This window comes from Marinomonas transparens (genome assembly GCF_016463975.1).
GTDB classification, from domain to species: domain Bacteria; phylum Pseudomonadota; class Gammaproteobacteria; order Pseudomonadales; family Marinomonadaceae; genus Marinomonas; species Marinomonas transparens.
Genome location: NZ_JAEMNX010000003.1, coordinates 55,254 through 71,424 on the forward strand (window position 1 = coordinate 55,254; position 16,171 = coordinate 71,424).

The window sequence follows — 16,171 nt, forward strand, 5'->3', positions numbered from 1 at the left end:
TGTTCAGGGTAAGAAAATGGATCCACTATTGGGTCTCACTCTGTTCAACAAAAGCGCGCTTTGAAAGCCCAATAAATCCGGGTATAATTCACGCCGTTTTTGTGAATACTTAAACTTAAAAACACATTTTAAAGGTAAATACATGCCAGCAGTTAAAGTAAAAGATAACGAACCATTTGACATCGCTCTACGTCGCTTCAAACGTTCTTGTGAAAAAGCAGGCGTTTTGGCTGAAGTTCGTCGTCGTGAATGCTACGAAAAACCAACGACACTTCGCAAACGCGCTGCAGCAGCTGCAGTTAAGCGTCACGCTAAGAAAGTTTCTCGTGAGCAGAAAAAATTCCAACGTTTGTACTAGGCCAATCTGCCGTTTGGCAACTTGCTCTACAACAAATGTTTGCCTAGACGCTCAGCGCTTTTAGGCTTATAAAAACGGCTAGTTGATTAACTAGCCGTTTTTTTTGCTTATAATTCCAGAGAGGACCCTATGTCAGAACTTAAAAAGAAAATATCAGACACATTGAAAACAGCCATGCGCGCCAAAGAAAAACAGCGCGTGACCGTCATTCGCACTATCTTATCTGAATGCAAACGCGTCGAAGTTGACGAACGCATTGAATTAGATGACGCACGTGTTCTTGCCATTCTCGATAAAATGAATAAACAGCGTAAAGACTCCAATCAGCAATTTATTGATGGTGGTCGCGAAGATTTAGCAAAAGTAGAGCAAGAAGAAATGCTGATCATCAGCGAATTTCTTCCAACACCACTGACCGATGACGAAGTTGCTGCTATTGTAAAAGCGGCCATCGAAGAGACGGGCGCAACCTCTATGCAGCAGATGGGCGCCGTCATGGCTATTGTTAAACCGCAGGTACAAGGTCGTGCCGACATGGCACAAATCAGCAAGCAAGTAAAAGCACAACTAGGCTAACACTATGGCGGGACGCATCCCAGATCAGTTCATTGATGAGCTTTTAGCTCGAACCGACCTAACCGATGTGGTTGCGTCTCGCATCAGCCTAAAAAAAACCGGACAGAACTACAGTGCCCTCTGCCCTTTTCACAATGAAAAAAGCCCTTCATTCAGTTTAAACCCTAATAAGCAGTTTTATTACTGCTTTGGCTGTGGGGCTGGTGGTAACGCCATTTCTTTTGTGATGGAGCATGACCACCTAGATTTTGTCGATGCCATAGAAACCCTAGCTAAAGATGCAGGTATGGAAGTGCCAAGAGAGCAAGGCGCTCCCGATAGATATGAACAAAACGCAGAACTGTTAAAACGCCTGTCTGAAAGCTCACAGTTTTATCAAGAACAACTCATAAAAAGCCCACAAAAAACTAAAGCAACAGATTACTTATCGAAAGAACGTGGACTGTCAGGCCAAATAGCCAAGGTATTCGGTTTAGGGTTCGCTCCGGCTGGCTGGGATAACCTTCTAAAAAAAATCGGCACACGAGCCGAAAGCCAAGAACAACTACTTCACGGCGGCATGCTGATTGAGAAAAAAGATCAGCCAGGGCATTACTATGACCGCTTCCGTGATCGAATCATTTTTCCCATTCGCGATTCTCGTGGCCGAGTAATTGCTTTTGGTGGACGGGCATTTGGGGACGAAAAGCCCAAATATCTGAATTCACCAGAAACACCAGTATTCCAAAAAAGCCAAGAACTCTACGGCCTTTTTGAAGCCAAACAAAATACCCCCACCCTTGAACAAATCATTGTCGTTGAAGGCTATATGGACGTGATTGTGTTAGCTCAACACGGCATTACTAATGCCGTGGCGACACTAGGCACCTCCGTCAACAGTCAACACATTCGCAAACTATTCAAATTAGTCAGTAAAGTCATACTTTGCTTTGATGGCGACAAGGCCGGGCGCTCTGCCGCGATACGCGGATTAGAAGCAGCACTACCAGTCATGCAGGACGAAAAACAAGTCCGCTTTTTATTCTTGCCCGAAGGAGAAGACCCAGACTCTTTGGTACGAAAAGAAGGCAAAGAAGCCTTCAATAGCCGACTAGAAGATGCTTCATCCTTATCTCATGTGCTGTTCGATCATGCGAGAAACCAAGTCACTCTAGGTGATGAAGAAGGCGAAGCTCAGTTTGCTCGCAATGCCATGACAATGATTCAGCAGATCCCTAAAGAGCTGACCTTTCGATCTGTGCTTATTAAACAACTTAGCGACCAGTCAGGTATCGATAGTGACACGCTAGGTAATACCGCCACACCTAAACACAGGCCCTCTCAGCCAGATGTGTCAGGGCAGCAAAACCAAGCTCCAATAGAACAAGCCACATCACACACTCATGATTACGGTTACCCACCAGAGTACGATGATTATGATGCCTACCATGGTGATGATCACACGACACATGCGCCCTATGAAACCAGCCAACCAAGAAAATTTAAGAAAAAGAGCAAATTTGGCAACAATAATGGCCAATATAATAAATTCAAAGAAAAAGAGCTGGTTTTCCCTCCTGCTCCCTCCAGCCTAAGCCAAATAAAGCAAGCAAGCCTATGCCTATTACTCCATCCTCATATCGCAAAAACGATTGATTTACCCGATCCACTTATTAATCAAGCCGATGATGAACTGCAGATTTTTTGTAAAATATGGCGCTATTTTTCAAAATATCCCAAAAACAATACAGGCCACCTAATCGGAGAAATAACAGATACTGCCACTACAAATGCCATTTATGCATTATTAAATCATCAAGATGCCACTACCAAACAAAAAATCATCAATGCAAATCAAGAAGTGCTCGATATGATTTCAACCATGGAAAATAATTTAGGGTTAAACAGCAGCATTGAACGCTTGAAAAGTAAGGGCAATGAATCCATAAAGGATAATGACAGCAAGCAGGAGCTACGAAATTTAATGGATTTAATCAGACGAAAAAAATCATAATTATTACCTGATTTTCACCCTAATAAGATACGATTATCTGGATAAAACTGATGTTTTTTGTTATAATCCGCTGCTTGCAAAATCCCAAATAATTTCTAACGATAGGTTGTCGAATGCCAGACACTCAACAGTCGCGTCTCAAAGAGCTGATCGCCAAAGGTAAAGAACAGGGTTACCTAACTTTTGCCGAAGTCAATGACCACCTCCCTGATGACCTTTCTGACCCAGAGCAAGTAGAAGAAATCATTGCCATGATCAACGACATGGGCATCACGGTTTCTGAAATTGCTCCTGATAAAGATAGCCTCATCATGGAAGAAGGCGATTCAACGGACGAAGCCGCCGCGGAAGAAGCTGCTGCCGCATTAGCAGCAGTAGAAGGTGATATAACCCGTACTACTGACCCAGTGCGTATGTATATGCGCGAGATGGGTACCGTTGAACTGTTAACTCGCGCTGGCGAAATCGCTATTGCTAAGCGAATTGAAGAAGGTACCCGTGAAGTCATGGCGTCCCTATCTTACTATCCCGGTGCTGTTGACGTCTTGCTTGATGCCTATGCCAAGGTACTAGAAGAAGAAGGTCGACTAAGCGATATCTTCAGCGGCTTTATTGATGGCGATGGCGAAGAGCCTATTTTTGAAGAAACAGCTCCAGAAGAGCCTATTCTAGAAGAAGCACCTGATACCGACGACGATACTGATGGTGATGATGAGGACGAAGAAGAAACGGATAATGGCCCAGATCCAGAAGAAACGGCCTTACGCTTCAATGATATCTCACGCATTTACGAAGAACTTAAAGTTTTACTTGAAACAAGCAATCGTCAAGATCCAGCTGTAAAAAGTAAACAAGAAGAGCTTAGCATCAGCTTTGCTCCAATCAAACTTGTACCAAAAATCTTTGATGAGCTTGTTTATCGTGTTCGTTCACGCATGGAAAAAGTTCGTGATCAAGAACGCCTTATCATGCAGGTTTGTGTGCGTAAATCTGGCATGCCTCGCACTGAATTCTTGAAACGTTTCCCAAGCAATGAAACTAACCAAAATTGGTTATCTGAGCAGATCGCTTCAGGCGCTAGCTATGCGGCTGGATTGGAAGAAAACGAAGCTGAATTCATGCGTAGCCAACGCAAGTTGCGCGCGGTTGCAAAAGATACAGGCCTGACCATTGCTGAGTTAAAAGAAATTAATCGCCGTATTTCTATTGGTGAAACTCGTTCACGTCGTGCCAAAAAAGAAATGGTTGAAGCTAACTTACGCTTGGTTATCTCGATTGCTAAAAAATATACCAACCGTGGTTTACAATTCTTGGACCTAATTCAAGAAGGCAACATTGGCCTAATGAAAGCCGTTGACAAGTTTGAATATCGCCGTGGTTATAAGTTCTCAACCTATGCCACTTGGTGGATTCGCCAAGCGATTACACGTTCTATTGCAGACCAAGCACGCACTATCCGTATTCCTGTACATATGATTGAAACGATCAATAAATTGAATCGAATCTCTCGTCAAATGCTACAAGAAATGGGTCGTGAGGCAACGCCTGAAGAACTAGCTGCTCGCATGGACATGCCTGAAGATAAAATCCGCAAGGTACTGAAAATTGCCAAAGAACCAATCTCTATGGAAACCCCTATTGGTGATGACGAAGATTCTCACCTAGGTGACTTCATTGAAGATGATGGTGCTGAATCACCTATCGATACAGCCACCATTGAAGGCTTACGAGAATCAACAACGACAGTGCTAGCAGGATTAACAGCCCGCGAAGCAAAAGTCTTACGTATGCGTTTTGGCATCGATATGAATACCGACCACACCCTTGAGGAAGTAGGTAAGCAGTTTGATGTGACACGTGAGCGTATTCGTCAAATTGAAGCAAAAGCCCTTCGTAAACTACGTCATCCTAGCCGCTCTGAACACCTCAGAAGCTTTTTGGATGAATAAGTAAAAAGAGCCAATGAAAAACCGCTGCACAGACAGCGGTTTTTTTATTCTCAAAAAAGCCTATTAAAACAAGCATAAGCAATAAATCTGTCATACACTCTAGTTAGAGTATGGATAAAGACAGTGAGGCTTAGCTTGCCAGAAGACCATAGTCACCACCCAAAAAACTCAACATCAATCGCCTTCTGCTTAGAAATGCGCCTAGCAAACCAGCACCTGCATAGCTTTATCCACAGCAATATCATCAAGCACAACCTATTTCGTTCGTTCATTCAATCCGCAACTAAAAACTTCATATTCATAACTGGAGAAATACTCTATGGAAAAAATCTACGTCCTTGATACTAATGTGTTGTTACATGATCCCCTTGCTATCTATGCTTTTGCCGAACACAAGGTAGTCATTCCCATGACAGTACTGGAGGAACTAGACGTTATTAAAGATAGGCGCGATAAAGATGTAAGCCGTGAAGCCAGACTTGCCATCAACACGATAGATAAAATGGTCGGAGACGCCTCTCCAAGAGAGTTGCAATCAGGGGTTCCTATTAGAGTAATAGGTGATGACGATGACGAAAATGACTCCAAAATAGTAGAAGGCTCTCTCGCTGTCTTTCCGGACCAGAAAATTACCCATACAGACAATATCCCCTTTTTAAATGGCAACCATGACCACGCTAACGACAACCGCATTATCAATGTCGCTCTCAGCTTACAAGCCACTCACCCTCGCGCCTCTGTCTGCCTTGTTACCAAAGATATCAATATGCGCATTAAGGCAAAAGGCTCAGGGCTAGAACGAGTAGAAGACTATAAAAAAGACCGTGTATTAGATGATCTAGACCTGATGACAAAAGGCTACATTCAATTTGAAAACAGCTTTTGGTCAACCGTAGATAGCGTAAAAAGTGAAGCTCACGGCCGACACACTGTCCATGTGATTGCTAAAGCAAGCCTCCCTACTCTTTATTTGAATATGTTTATCATCGATGACGAAGACTTTATTGGCTTTGTCGTCAATATTGATAAAGAGTTTGTCTATCTGCTCGATATCAATAAACAAAACCTAATGAACCAAGGCTTTTGGGGCATTCATCCGCGCAACTTGGAACAAGCCATGGCTTTCTACTTATTACGCCATGACAACTCAGACTTAATGGTCATGACAGGCCCAGCAGGCTCAGGAAAAACCTTATTAGCGCTAGCTTATGGCTTGCAAGTCACAATGGAAGAGAAACGCTTTAATAAGATCATTGTTGCTCGCTCAACCCCTCCTATGGCAGAAGATATTGGTTTTTTACCCGGCACAGAAGAGGAAAAGATGGCACCATGGTTAGCCGCCTTTGATGATAACTTGGAGATACTCCATGGTGCCGATGAACATGCCTTTAGCAGCATCGACTACGTCAAACAAAAGGCCAACATCCAGTTTAAATCATTAAACTTCATGCGTGGCCGATCTTTCAACAACGCTTTGATTATTATCGATGAAGCACAGGGGCTCACTCAGTTCCAATTAAAATCCATCGTCACTCGCATAGGCAGCAATTCGAAAATCATCGTCTTAGGGAATTTGGCACAAATTGATAACAAGTACATCACCCCACTCACCTCAGGATTGACCTATTTAGTGGAAAAGTCTAAACCTTTTAAATACGCCAGCATCATGCATGTGAATGGCATAGAACGTAGCCGTTTGGCTGAATTTGCCGAAGAAAATCTTTAACCCTTAAGCTGTAAAAACAAAAAGGGAAAGACATTTGTCTTTCCCTTTTTATGCTGAAAAATTGCCTAGTCCTAGTTCAAAACCCCACCTGAAAATCAGAGTAATAAGAACAGCATTTTGAGAATAAGCAATTACTGAGCGACAGATTTTGCTAACGCTGTAATTTCATCCCACTTACCAGCCTGAACCAAATCAGTTGGTACAATCCAAGAGCCGCCCACACAAAGCACATTAGGCAATGCCAAATAGTCACGGAAATTATTGGCACCAATGCCACCCGTTGGGCAAAATTTGATTTGAGGAAGAGGCCCACCAAAAGCTTTTAACGCCTTAACACCACCATTGACTTCTGCAGGGAAGAATTTAAAACGGTCATAACCGTATTCCATTCCCAACAAAATATCTGAAATGGTTGCCACCGCAGGTAGATAAGGTACGTCGTACTCTTTACCTACTGCTAATAAATCCGGCGTCATGCCAGGACTAATAACAAACTGTGAACCAGCTTCAATCGCTTCAACATATTGTGCACGGGAACAGACAGTACCTGCGCCAACAATGGCTTCAGGCACTTCTTTACGCAATGCGCTAATCGCCTCTAAAGCAGCAGGAGTACGAAGTGTCACCTCCAATACCGGCACACCACCAGCGACTAGCGCCTTACCTAAAGCAACAGCTTGCTCGACATTATCAACAACAATCACAGGAACAACTGGCGTCGCCGTCATTACCTGCTCAGCAGTATAAGAAGTCGTCATACTCTTTTCCTTTTTTAAGACCTAATAATCTTGCCAGTTACGGCCATCTTTGATCGGTAACGCCATGGATGCCGCAGGCCCCCATGAACCAGAAGCATACTCTTTAGGACGCTCACTGGTTTGGCTCCAAGCAGACATGATGCCATCCACCCATTTCCAAGCCGCTTCCACTTCGTCATAACGCATAAATAAGGTTGCATCATTACGCATAACATCAAGTAAAAGACGCTCATAAGCTTCAGGGCTACGCTTATCATTAAAGGCTTCAGTCAGACTCAAGTTCAAATCAACAGGCTGTAGGTTCATCCCTTCACTCGCCCCTGGCACCTTATTCATTACTGTTAACGAAATTTTTTCTTCCGGCTGCAAACGAATAATTAGCTGGTTACGTTGTAATTGACGATTGCTTTCATCACTAAAAATACTGTGCGGTACCGCTTTATACTGAATAACAATTTCAGAATAACGCTGACTTAATCGCTTACCTGTTCTCAAGTAAAAAGGTACGCCAGCCCAACGCCAGTTATCAATATCAGCACGTAAAGCAACAAAGGTTTCGGTTCTGGATTCCGGATTACTTCCTTCTTCATCAAAGTAACCCTGTACGCTCTTACCTTTAATCATGCCTTTTGCATACTGACCACGAACGGTCTTAGTATAAGCATTCGCTCCTTCAATCGGGCGCAATGCTTTAAGAACCTTAATTTTTTCATCGCGAACGGAGTCTGCATCCATACGCCCAGGAGGCTCCATAGCGACCAAACACAACAGCTGAACCAAATGGTTTTGCACCATATCTCGCATGGCACCTGCTTTATCGTAATACCCCCAACGCCCTTCAACACCAACGGTTTCAGATACCGTAATCTGAACATTATCAATGTGCGCACTAGACCAAAGCGGCTCAAAAAGCGTATTACCGAAACGAATGGCTAATAGGTTTTGTACTGTCTCTTTACCTAGATAATGATCTATTCGAAAAGCCTGTTGCTCGGTAAAATTTTTCATCACCTCATCGTTAATAGCACGAGAAGAAACAAGGTCACGACCAAGAGGTTTCTCTAATACCACTCGCATACGCTCATTATTCAAGCCATGACTTGCTAACGATGAACAAATAGAGCCAAACAAATCAGGGGATGTTGCTAAATAGAAAACCACATCACGATCATCGCCACCTACCTTGTGGTCATTTAAACGAGCAAAATCAGACTCAGATTGAGCATCCACAGAAACATAGCTAAGGCGCTCTTTAAATCGAGGCCAAATTTCTTTATCTCCAACACTTGAGGGAACAAACTCATCCAGAGCAGCACGGATTTTAGCTTGGTAATCCTCAGCACTCACTTCTCGACGAGAAGCGCCGATAATGCGTGTAGTCGGTGCAAGCAAACCATCCATATCCAGATGATATAAAGCAGGTAACAACTTACGCATAGCAAGGTCACCGCCACCACCGAAGATAACAACATCACAAGCTTTTAAACTGGCCTTCATTCTTCATTCTCCAACTAAACTAGGCTTTCGATACCAGATAGGAGGCGTAACACGCACACCCCATCAGCCCTGGGTATTCAGACATAACAACAAAAGTCGGAATGGGCGAAACAAACTCTTTCATACGACCTTTTTCTTGCATCGCATCACGAAAACCACTGTTAAGGATTTCATTCACATATCGCGGAACAATTCCTCCTGCAATATACACACCACCACGGGACTCAACCGATAACACTAGGTCACCAATAACACGACCTAGAAACACAAAAAACTGTTCTAGTGCGGCGTTAGCAATAGGATCATTGCCTGACTTTAACGCTTCGCCAATTTCAGGGGCCGTCAAACGCTTTTCAATACCTTCACGAAAAGCCAAGGCCTCATAGATATTCTCCAACCCCATTCCAGACAACACACGCTCAGCAGACACTCGCTTATGACGGGCTCGCAAAAAACGTAAAATATCATCCTCCAACTCATTACAAGAAGACAAATCTACATGCCCGCCTTCACCTGGCAAAATCATATTAGGACCATTGTCTTGAGGAACAACACAAGAAACACCTAATCCTGTGCCCGCCCCAATTACCCATGCTGGCGCTTTCAGATCTACCCATGTTTTATCGCCAATCACTACCACATCTTCAGGGCTAAGAATTTCAAGACAGTGACCAACCGCATCAAAATCATTTAACAGAGAAACCGCTTTTCCCTCACCAAAGTAAGCTTGTATTTCTTCACGGGTAAAATGCCATGAATTATTAGAAAAGCGTATGACAGGCTGATTAACAGGTCCAGCAATTGCTAAAACAACCGCATCAATGTTATCCATACTGATACTGCAATTTTCAACATAATCCGCAGCGGCATCAAAAAAGCCATCGTAATTTTTACAAGGCAACACCCGAACTTCTTGGGGTACGTATTGATGGATAGGAACTAAAGCAAAACGCGCATTCGTACCACCCAAATCGGCAATCAAAGCATGGGACATAAACGAACCCTAATAAAGTTTCATGAAATTTTACAACAATATAAACGTAAAAAATACCAAACGGTATAAATATGGAATTGAAAATGTAATAAAATTACATTTTATCTTAGACGATTCAGAAACTTAAATACTTTAGTTGGAACTAATCGCTTCTTGTTGTTTTTATAATCATAAAGACGTTCGTCTGCCAACTTAAGCAAATTCTTATAGTTAGCTGGCCTATCAGCCATAACACTGGCGCCACCATAGCTAATAGTAATAGGAACAAGGTTGGATTTATACCTCAAAGGATTCGAATGCAAGTATTCTTGGATAGACTCAGCAATCAAAATTGCTTGTTCGTAATTTTTCCCTGGCATAACAAAAACAAACTCATCACCAGCAAAGCGAAAAGCCAAGCCCTGCTTATGCACATACTTTAATAAACGCTTAGCAATATATTCTAAAACCTCATCACCACAGTTATGACCTAATGTGTCGTTTATTGATTTAAAAGCATCACAGTCAATAAACACCACGGTCAAATCACGTTCTTGCTTCTTGGAACGTGCAAACTCACGGTCTAACATCAGCTCTAATTGGCGGCGGTTTAACAACCCAGTCAATGGATCTCTGGTTGCTAAATATTCCAACTTTTCCCTAGCAGTCACATTGCTCAGGCAAATCGAGATTTTAATAGCCAACTGATCCAATAAAAATGTGTCTTTGGTGGATGCATCATAGCGGGTACTATCCGAGTCAGCCTGACAAAATAAGCCAACTAGCTCACCATCAATAGTCAAAGGTGAAATAGCAACGGAGGAAATAATATCCTGGTACACAGAAGGAATGATATCTCGGCACCGGATCAAATTAGCATTCACTAAAACCGTCTTATTACTCGACTTGATGATATCTATCATAGAACGGCGACGTGTGAACAATACCCGATCCCGTAAGTCAGGCATTTTTTCCAAGCTTTCAATAAGGTGAGAAAGGGGCGCTTCATTAATCAGGTTCACCCATACATAAGGAACATTAAACTGCTTTTGCACTTCTTTAGTCAAAGTAGAAACGAACTGATCACAACGGCCAATAGAAAGGATACAGCGTTCTATTTCAAAAAACTTACGGGCAATTTCTTCATTACGCCGTACGTTATCTATCAGTTCATTGATGTCGTGCATGTATTATGCCCTACCGCGCCACAGTTCAGCAGCTGCTTTTCCTTAATGAAGTCAGACCATAGAAGCAATTGATCTGTAATACATTATAGTACGATGCCCAGCGGTTTGGAGCCATATGTCACAGACAAATTGGCAAAGCATTATACAAAAAGTAACAATGACGACCAAAACATAAGCTATGCCTTAAACCTATCTGTCCATGCGGTATAGCAATAAAATCTTAACAAGCACTCTTTTCGAATTAGCTTCCTGTTTTCATTAAGAAAAAAAAACTCATGCCGATAACCCAATCATAGCGAAATTAATGGGCATAAAGATGAATATAAGAGATATTGTTGAGGTACAGGTCACCCAAGGCAGTAAAGCGGGTAAACCGGTATCTGGCAGCGCTCAATTCGCTTTATTGATGAGTTTATTCAATCAGCCTGGGCCTTCGTTGATTGACACACCAGACACCCAAAACCTCCACGAGCCCCATGCGCTAACTCGCCCTATTCAGTTTTCCCATAATATTAGTGGAAACCCGAGTGCCAATATCGCGCTTCTGAAAGCATTAAGTGAAGAGCCCTTAGCACCCGGACCGGCCTATCAATATGATCTGGTCGAAAACCTTGAAAATCAAATCAATACTCAAATCTAAGTCTTAGCCATTCAATGGCACAGCACAGCGAACAAACAATTCACTCCACGCTTTTGCATGATGTTGAGATGCTTGCTGATACTGATGCCAAACACTGTTTTTTTCCGAAAATGAAAATTGATCGAGAAACCCCTTCAGCTCCTTACTTAAAGGAATGCCTTCTTTAGATAACTGATTCATAAGCGGAAAAACCTGATAAGCACTACGGTTCAAGCGCGCCATATAAGGCTGAATAACATCAACATAATGACGCTTAAACTGCCGTTTAAGATAAGTAAGCGGTGCACCACAGACTAGATCATCCAACAGTATTAGACGCTCTGAAACTTGATTCAAATAACGTGTGATTTGCATGAATGAATATAAAGCTCGACCAGCATACTCGCTATCAGATAAGACCTTCAAACTCGCTTCAAATATTTCCCCATCTACTTCTGGTAACTGCTCAAGCTGATGAGCAATATCGACTAATTGATTCAACGAAGACAGTAATTTATGCTCATTAGCCGTTGAATAGTTCATTGGAATAAAGCCGTTAGATAAACTAAAAAACTCACTGCTTTCGGGACCATGAAAAATGGCATTACTAAAGGCCTTGGGCAACTCTCTACGTTTTTGCTTTGCCACTTGTCTTAACTCAGCTAACAATTCTGCATTCTTAATATCACAAGATTCAATCGCACCTATAATAGTTAATTCATACAAAAAGCGCTGACTGTCTGGCATCACTTTTCCTAGAATACTATTTTTTTGCCCTACAATTAGGCCAACATCACAGTGCTGTAGAGATAAAAAGTCTAATAATCCAATATCAAATTGCGTCAACCTCTGTTGCCTATCACGCAATGACGGCAAGCTTTTCGGCATAACCACAGGAGGAACATGAATCGAAATAAACTGGGAACGATTTAAATCTTCAATATAAACAGATAAAACAGCCTCTGGCTTAAAACGAGTATCACAGGCAGTGGCCCCAATGAGTATAATGCTGCATAACAGAATCATTTTATTGAAAGGTTTTATTGCCATGAACAAGCTACTCATTCAAAAACGTGAGGAAATATCAGAAACACGGGTTGCCAAGATGGTTTTTCCTGCAACAACTAACCATTATGACACCCTATTCGGTGGCATCGCTTTACAGTGGATGGATGAAGTTGCCTATATTGCCGCCACCCGTTTCGCCAGAAAACCCATGGTGACTATCTCAACCGAACAAGTTGACTTCAAACACCCCATCCCTTCAGGGATTTTAGTTGAACTAGTAGCAAGAGTCGTCCACGTTGGCCGAACCTCTTTAAAAGTTGAAGTGTCTATTTTTCTCGAACAATTAGACAGCGACAAACGTACCAAAGCGGTCACAGGTCACTTCAATTTTGTTGCCGTGGATGAAAATAAAAAACCAACGCCAATCTTTAGCGAAGACACCATCAACTAGCCTTTAGCTAATCTTTACTATAATAATAAAAAGTCATGATACCTTTCCTCTGCGAAAAGGCATCATGACCCACAGAAACCTACTTAGCCCTACGCGCGGCAATTTCTGAGGCTAGCTCTTCGAAGCCTTTTTCGGCCTCCAGCTTCTGATATAAGGCTTCTTCATTTTTCATCGAAGTACGCAAAATATCTTGCGCTACTTTCCCTGCTTGCTCAGGATCTAGCCCAACTAAGACAACCAAACCACCACTCGGCGTTGGCATCTGACGAATTACTTTAGAGCCAATCAAGGTTTGATCTGTCACTTGCTTGGTGACAACACTGTTTACACGATCTACGGTTTCCGCATCTCCAGCCCCTGTTGTTTCTACATATTGCTTAACCATATTTTGCAGGTCTAAACTTAGCACTTGAGCCAATTCAACTCGCGCTGCAGTCGCTGCCATTTGCTTCATGTAATTTGGACCCGCCGCCGATTTTTCACTGTAACCTACCGCAGACAAAGCAACACCTTCAACAGGTGTACCACAAACCCACTGTGGCGCAGCGCGATTAGAACCATCAGCAAATACACAATCAGGAACCGGGACAGGTGCAGGCGTGTTCACAACTTCCTTATCTTTACTACAAGCTGCTAAAGCAATACTAGCAACCAAGATACCAGCAAGTTTTAATCTCATTTTTTCTTCCCTCTTAAAATAGTCATCAATCGAAAACTTTCAAAACGTGTGTTATTAACAGAGTCTATAATAGTAGATCCGTACCATTAAACACAAAAAAGGGCGCTATCAATTGCGCCCTTTTAAACCAACATACATCTAAGAATTACTCAGTGTAAGACGCTTTTTCTTCTTCAGTCACATCTTTCATAGACAATTTAATACGGCCACGCGCATCAACATCTAGCACTTTAACAATAACTTCCTGACCTTCAGCAAGGAAGTCCGTCACAGCACGAATACGCTCTTCAGCAATTTGTGAAATATGAACCAAGCCATCTTTACCAGGCAAGATGTTAACGAAAGCACCAAACTCAGCAAGGCGAACCACTTTACCTTTGTAAAGTTTGTCCACTTCTGCTTCAGCGGTGATTTCATGAATTTTCAGCAAAGCCGCATCAGAAGACAACTTATCCGCTGCATAAATGCGTACTGTACCATCATCATCTAGATCGATAGATGCGCCCGTTTCTTCAGTAATCGAGCGAATCATAGAACCGCCTTTACCGATAACATCACGAATTTTCTCTGGATCAATTTTAATGGTCGCCATCGAAGGAGCATTTGGAGACACTTCTGGACGGGCATAACCAATAACTTGCGCCATCTCGCGTAAGATATGTTTACGAGCTTCCATTGCTTGAGTTAAAGCGATATCCATGATTTCTTCATTGATACCTTCAATTTTTATGTCCATTTGCAGTGCTGTAATACCTTCTTCAGTACCAGCCACTTTAAAGTCCATATCACCCAAGTGATCTTCATCACCTAGGATATCAGTCAATACAGCGAAACCATCATCTTCTTTAATCAGACCCATTGCGATACCAGCAACAGGTGCTTTAAGGGGAACACCCGCGTCCATCATAGACAAAGAGGCACCACATACAGACGCCATTGAGCTTGAACCATTAGATTCAGTGATCTCAGATACGATACGAATGGTGTATGGGAATTCTTCTTCGCTTGGCAATACCGCTTGAACACCACGACGAGCTAGACGACCATGACCAATCTCACGACGACCAACACCACCCATACGACCACACTCACCAACAGAATAAGGAGGGAAGTTATAGTGAAGCATGAAGCTGTCTTTGTTTTCGCCAGCTAGGCCATCACTCATTTGTGCATCACGGCTAGTACCTAGAGTACAGGTTGCAATCGCTTGAGTTTCACCACGAGTAAACAGTGCAGAGCCATGAGTTTTACTCAGTAGACCCACTTCAACATTGATTGGACGAACGGTTTTATTATCACGGCCATCAATACGAGGCTGACCATCAATTACACGACGACGAACGATACGCTTTTCAAGTTTAGAAAAAGCACCAGTTACATCGACTTCTGTAAACTCACCTTCTTCGGTTACCAAAGCTTCTACCGCAGCGTTACGAACTTCACCCAGTTGTGCATAACGAGCCATTTTCTCGCTGATACCGTAAGCCGCTTCAATTTGATCAGCGTAACCAGACGCAACAGCTTCAGTTAAAGAAACATTAGCCGTTTCCGCTTGCCAATCCCAACGAGGATTAGCACATTCTGAAGCAAATTCAGTTATCGCAGTAATCGCCGCCTGCATTTCTTTATGAGCGAAAAGAACCGCACCTAGCATTTCATCTTCAGTAAGCTCTTGCGCTTCAGATTCAACCATCAATACAGCATCTTTTGTCCCTGCAACCACCATGTCTAGTAAAGAAGCATCTAGGTCTGAGTAGCTTGGGTTTAGTAGATAACCAGACTCATCATTAAAACCAACTCGTGCAGCACCGATTGGACCGTTGAATGGGATACCAGAGATAGTCAATGCCGCAGAGGTCGCAAGCATGGCCGCAATATCAGCGTCCAAGTTTGTATTAGTCGACATAACAGTACAAACGACCTGAACTTCATTCATGAAGCCTTTAGGGAATAATGGACGAATCGGACGGTCAATTAAGCGAGAAGTCAGTGTTTCTTTTTCAGAAGGACGGCCTTCACGTTTTAAAAAACCACCTGGGATTTTACCAACAGCATAAGCACGCTCTTGATAATGTACAGATAATGGGAAAAAGTCTTGACCAGCTTTTGCTGATTTAGCACCCACAACAGTAGCAAGCACTTGTGCATCGCCAATAGTACAAAGCACGGCACCAGTCGCCTGACGAGCAATGCGGCCGGTTTCTAAAGTAACGGTGTCGTTACCAAACTGGAAAGTTTTAGTCGTAATACTCACAAGTATTCCTTTTCATTAAAAAAATTGCTTTCTCCCAAAGACCATCTTTTTAAGCCAGTACTCATATGAATTCTTTTTGCCTCTTTTTTAACAAAGAGCAAAACTCATATGAAGTACAGGCTGTCCCTTGGGAGACCAATAAA

14 protein-coding genes are annotated in these 16,171 nt (G+C 42.7%); 7 read left to right on the forward strand and 7 right to left on the reverse strand.

Features of this window, described 5'->3' with window-relative positions:
* Positions 1–142 precede the first annotated feature (142 nt).
* From rpsU to I8J31_RS04915, 5 genes are all read left to right on the forward strand, one after another.
* Complete coding sequence (gene rpsU, locus I8J31_RS04895) at positions 143–358, forward strand: 30S ribosomal protein S21 (protein ID WP_009835737.1); 216 nt, start codon at positions 143–145, stop codon at positions 356–358.
* Between the two features lie 129 nt (positions 359–487).
* A complete protein-coding gene (locus tag I8J31_RS04900) occupies positions 488–934 on the forward strand; it encodes a GatB/YqeY domain-containing protein (protein ID WP_199467194.1) in 447 nt (148 codons plus the stop codon).
* Between the two features lie 4 nt (positions 935–938).
* Positions 939–2,927 (forward strand): DNA primase, encoded by a 1,989-nt coding sequence (dnaG, locus tag I8J31_RS04905; protein WP_199467195.1) that lies wholly within the window; start codon positions 939–941, stop codon positions 2,925–2,927.
* 113 nt (positions 2,928–3,040) lie between these two features.
* Positions 3,041–4,876: an RNA polymerase sigma factor RpoD gene (gene rpoD / locus I8J31_RS04910; protein ID WP_199467196.1), complete on the forward strand. Its 1,836-nt coding sequence runs from the start codon at positions 3,041–3,043 to the stop codon at positions 4,874–4,876.
* A 319-nt stretch (positions 4,877–5,195) separates the two neighbouring features.
* Entirely contained in the window at positions 5,196–6,602 is a 1,407-nt protein-coding gene (locus I8J31_RS04915; RefSeq protein ID WP_199467197.1) for a PhoH family protein, read from the forward strand.
* A gap of 131 nt (positions 6,603–6,733) precedes the next feature.
* On the opposite strand, the gene I8J31_RS04920 is transcribed toward I8J31_RS04915, so the two are convergent.
* The 4 genes from I8J31_RS04920 to I8J31_RS04935 form a co-directional block, all read right to left on the reverse strand.
* Positions 6,734–7,360, reverse strand: a complete 627-nt coding sequence (locus tag I8J31_RS04920; protein WP_199467198.1) for a bifunctional 4-hydroxy-2-oxoglutarate aldolase/2-dehydro-3-deoxy-phosphogluconate aldolase — start codon at positions 7,358–7,360, stop codon at positions 6,734–6,736.
* A 21-nt stretch (positions 7,361–7,381) separates the two neighbouring features.
* Positions 7,382–8,857 carry a glucose-6-phosphate dehydrogenase gene (gene zwf / locus I8J31_RS04925; protein ID WP_199467199.1) on the reverse strand — a complete coding sequence of 492 codons (1,476 nt, stop codon included), beginning with the start codon at positions 8,855–8,857 and terminating at the stop codon, positions 7,382–7,384.
* 19 nt (positions 8,858–8,876) lie between these two features.
* Entirely contained in the window at positions 8,877–9,851 is a 975-nt protein-coding gene (glk, locus tag I8J31_RS04930; RefSeq protein WP_199467200.1) for a glucokinase, read from the reverse strand.
* Between the two features lie 101 nt (positions 9,852–9,952).
* Entirely contained in the window at positions 9,953–11,017 is a 1,065-nt protein-coding gene (locus I8J31_RS04935; RefSeq protein WP_199467201.1) for a GGDEF domain-containing protein, read from the reverse strand.
* A gap of 316 nt (positions 11,018–11,333) precedes the next feature.
* On the opposite strand from I8J31_RS04935, the gene I8J31_RS04940 reads away from it, so the two are divergent.
* Entirely contained in the window at positions 11,334–11,657 is a 324-nt protein-coding gene (locus I8J31_RS04940; RefSeq protein ID WP_199467202.1) for a hypothetical protein, read from the forward strand.
* A 3-nt stretch (positions 11,658–11,660) separates the two neighbouring features.
* Here I8J31_RS04940 and I8J31_RS04945 read toward each other — a convergent pair whose 3' ends face one another.
* Entirely contained in the window at positions 11,661–12,686 is a 1,026-nt protein-coding gene (locus tag I8J31_RS04945) for a DUF3080 family protein (protein ID WP_233402601.1), read from the reverse strand.
* Between I8J31_RS04945 and I8J31_RS04950 the strand changes: the two genes are divergently transcribed.
* Entirely contained in the window at positions 12,685–13,095 is a 411-nt protein-coding gene (locus I8J31_RS04950) for an acyl-CoA thioesterase (RefSeq protein ID WP_199467203.1), read from the forward strand. The two genes, I8J31_RS04945 and I8J31_RS04950, sit on opposite strands and share 2 nt — an antisense overlap.
* A 79-nt stretch (positions 13,096–13,174) precedes the next feature.
* Here I8J31_RS04950 and I8J31_RS04955 read toward each other — a convergent pair whose 3' ends face one another.
* On the reverse strand, positions 13,175–13,774 hold the full coding sequence (locus tag I8J31_RS04955) for an LPP20 family lipoprotein (RefSeq protein WP_199467204.1): 600 nt from the start codon (positions 13,772–13,774) through the stop codon (positions 13,175–13,177).
* Between the two features lie 145 nt (positions 13,775–13,919).
* Entirely contained in the window at positions 13,920–16,028 is a 2,109-nt protein-coding gene (gene pnp, locus I8J31_RS04960; protein ID WP_199467205.1) for a polyribonucleotide nucleotidyltransferase, read from the reverse strand.
* Between the last annotated feature and the right edge of the window lie 143 nt (positions 16,029–16,171).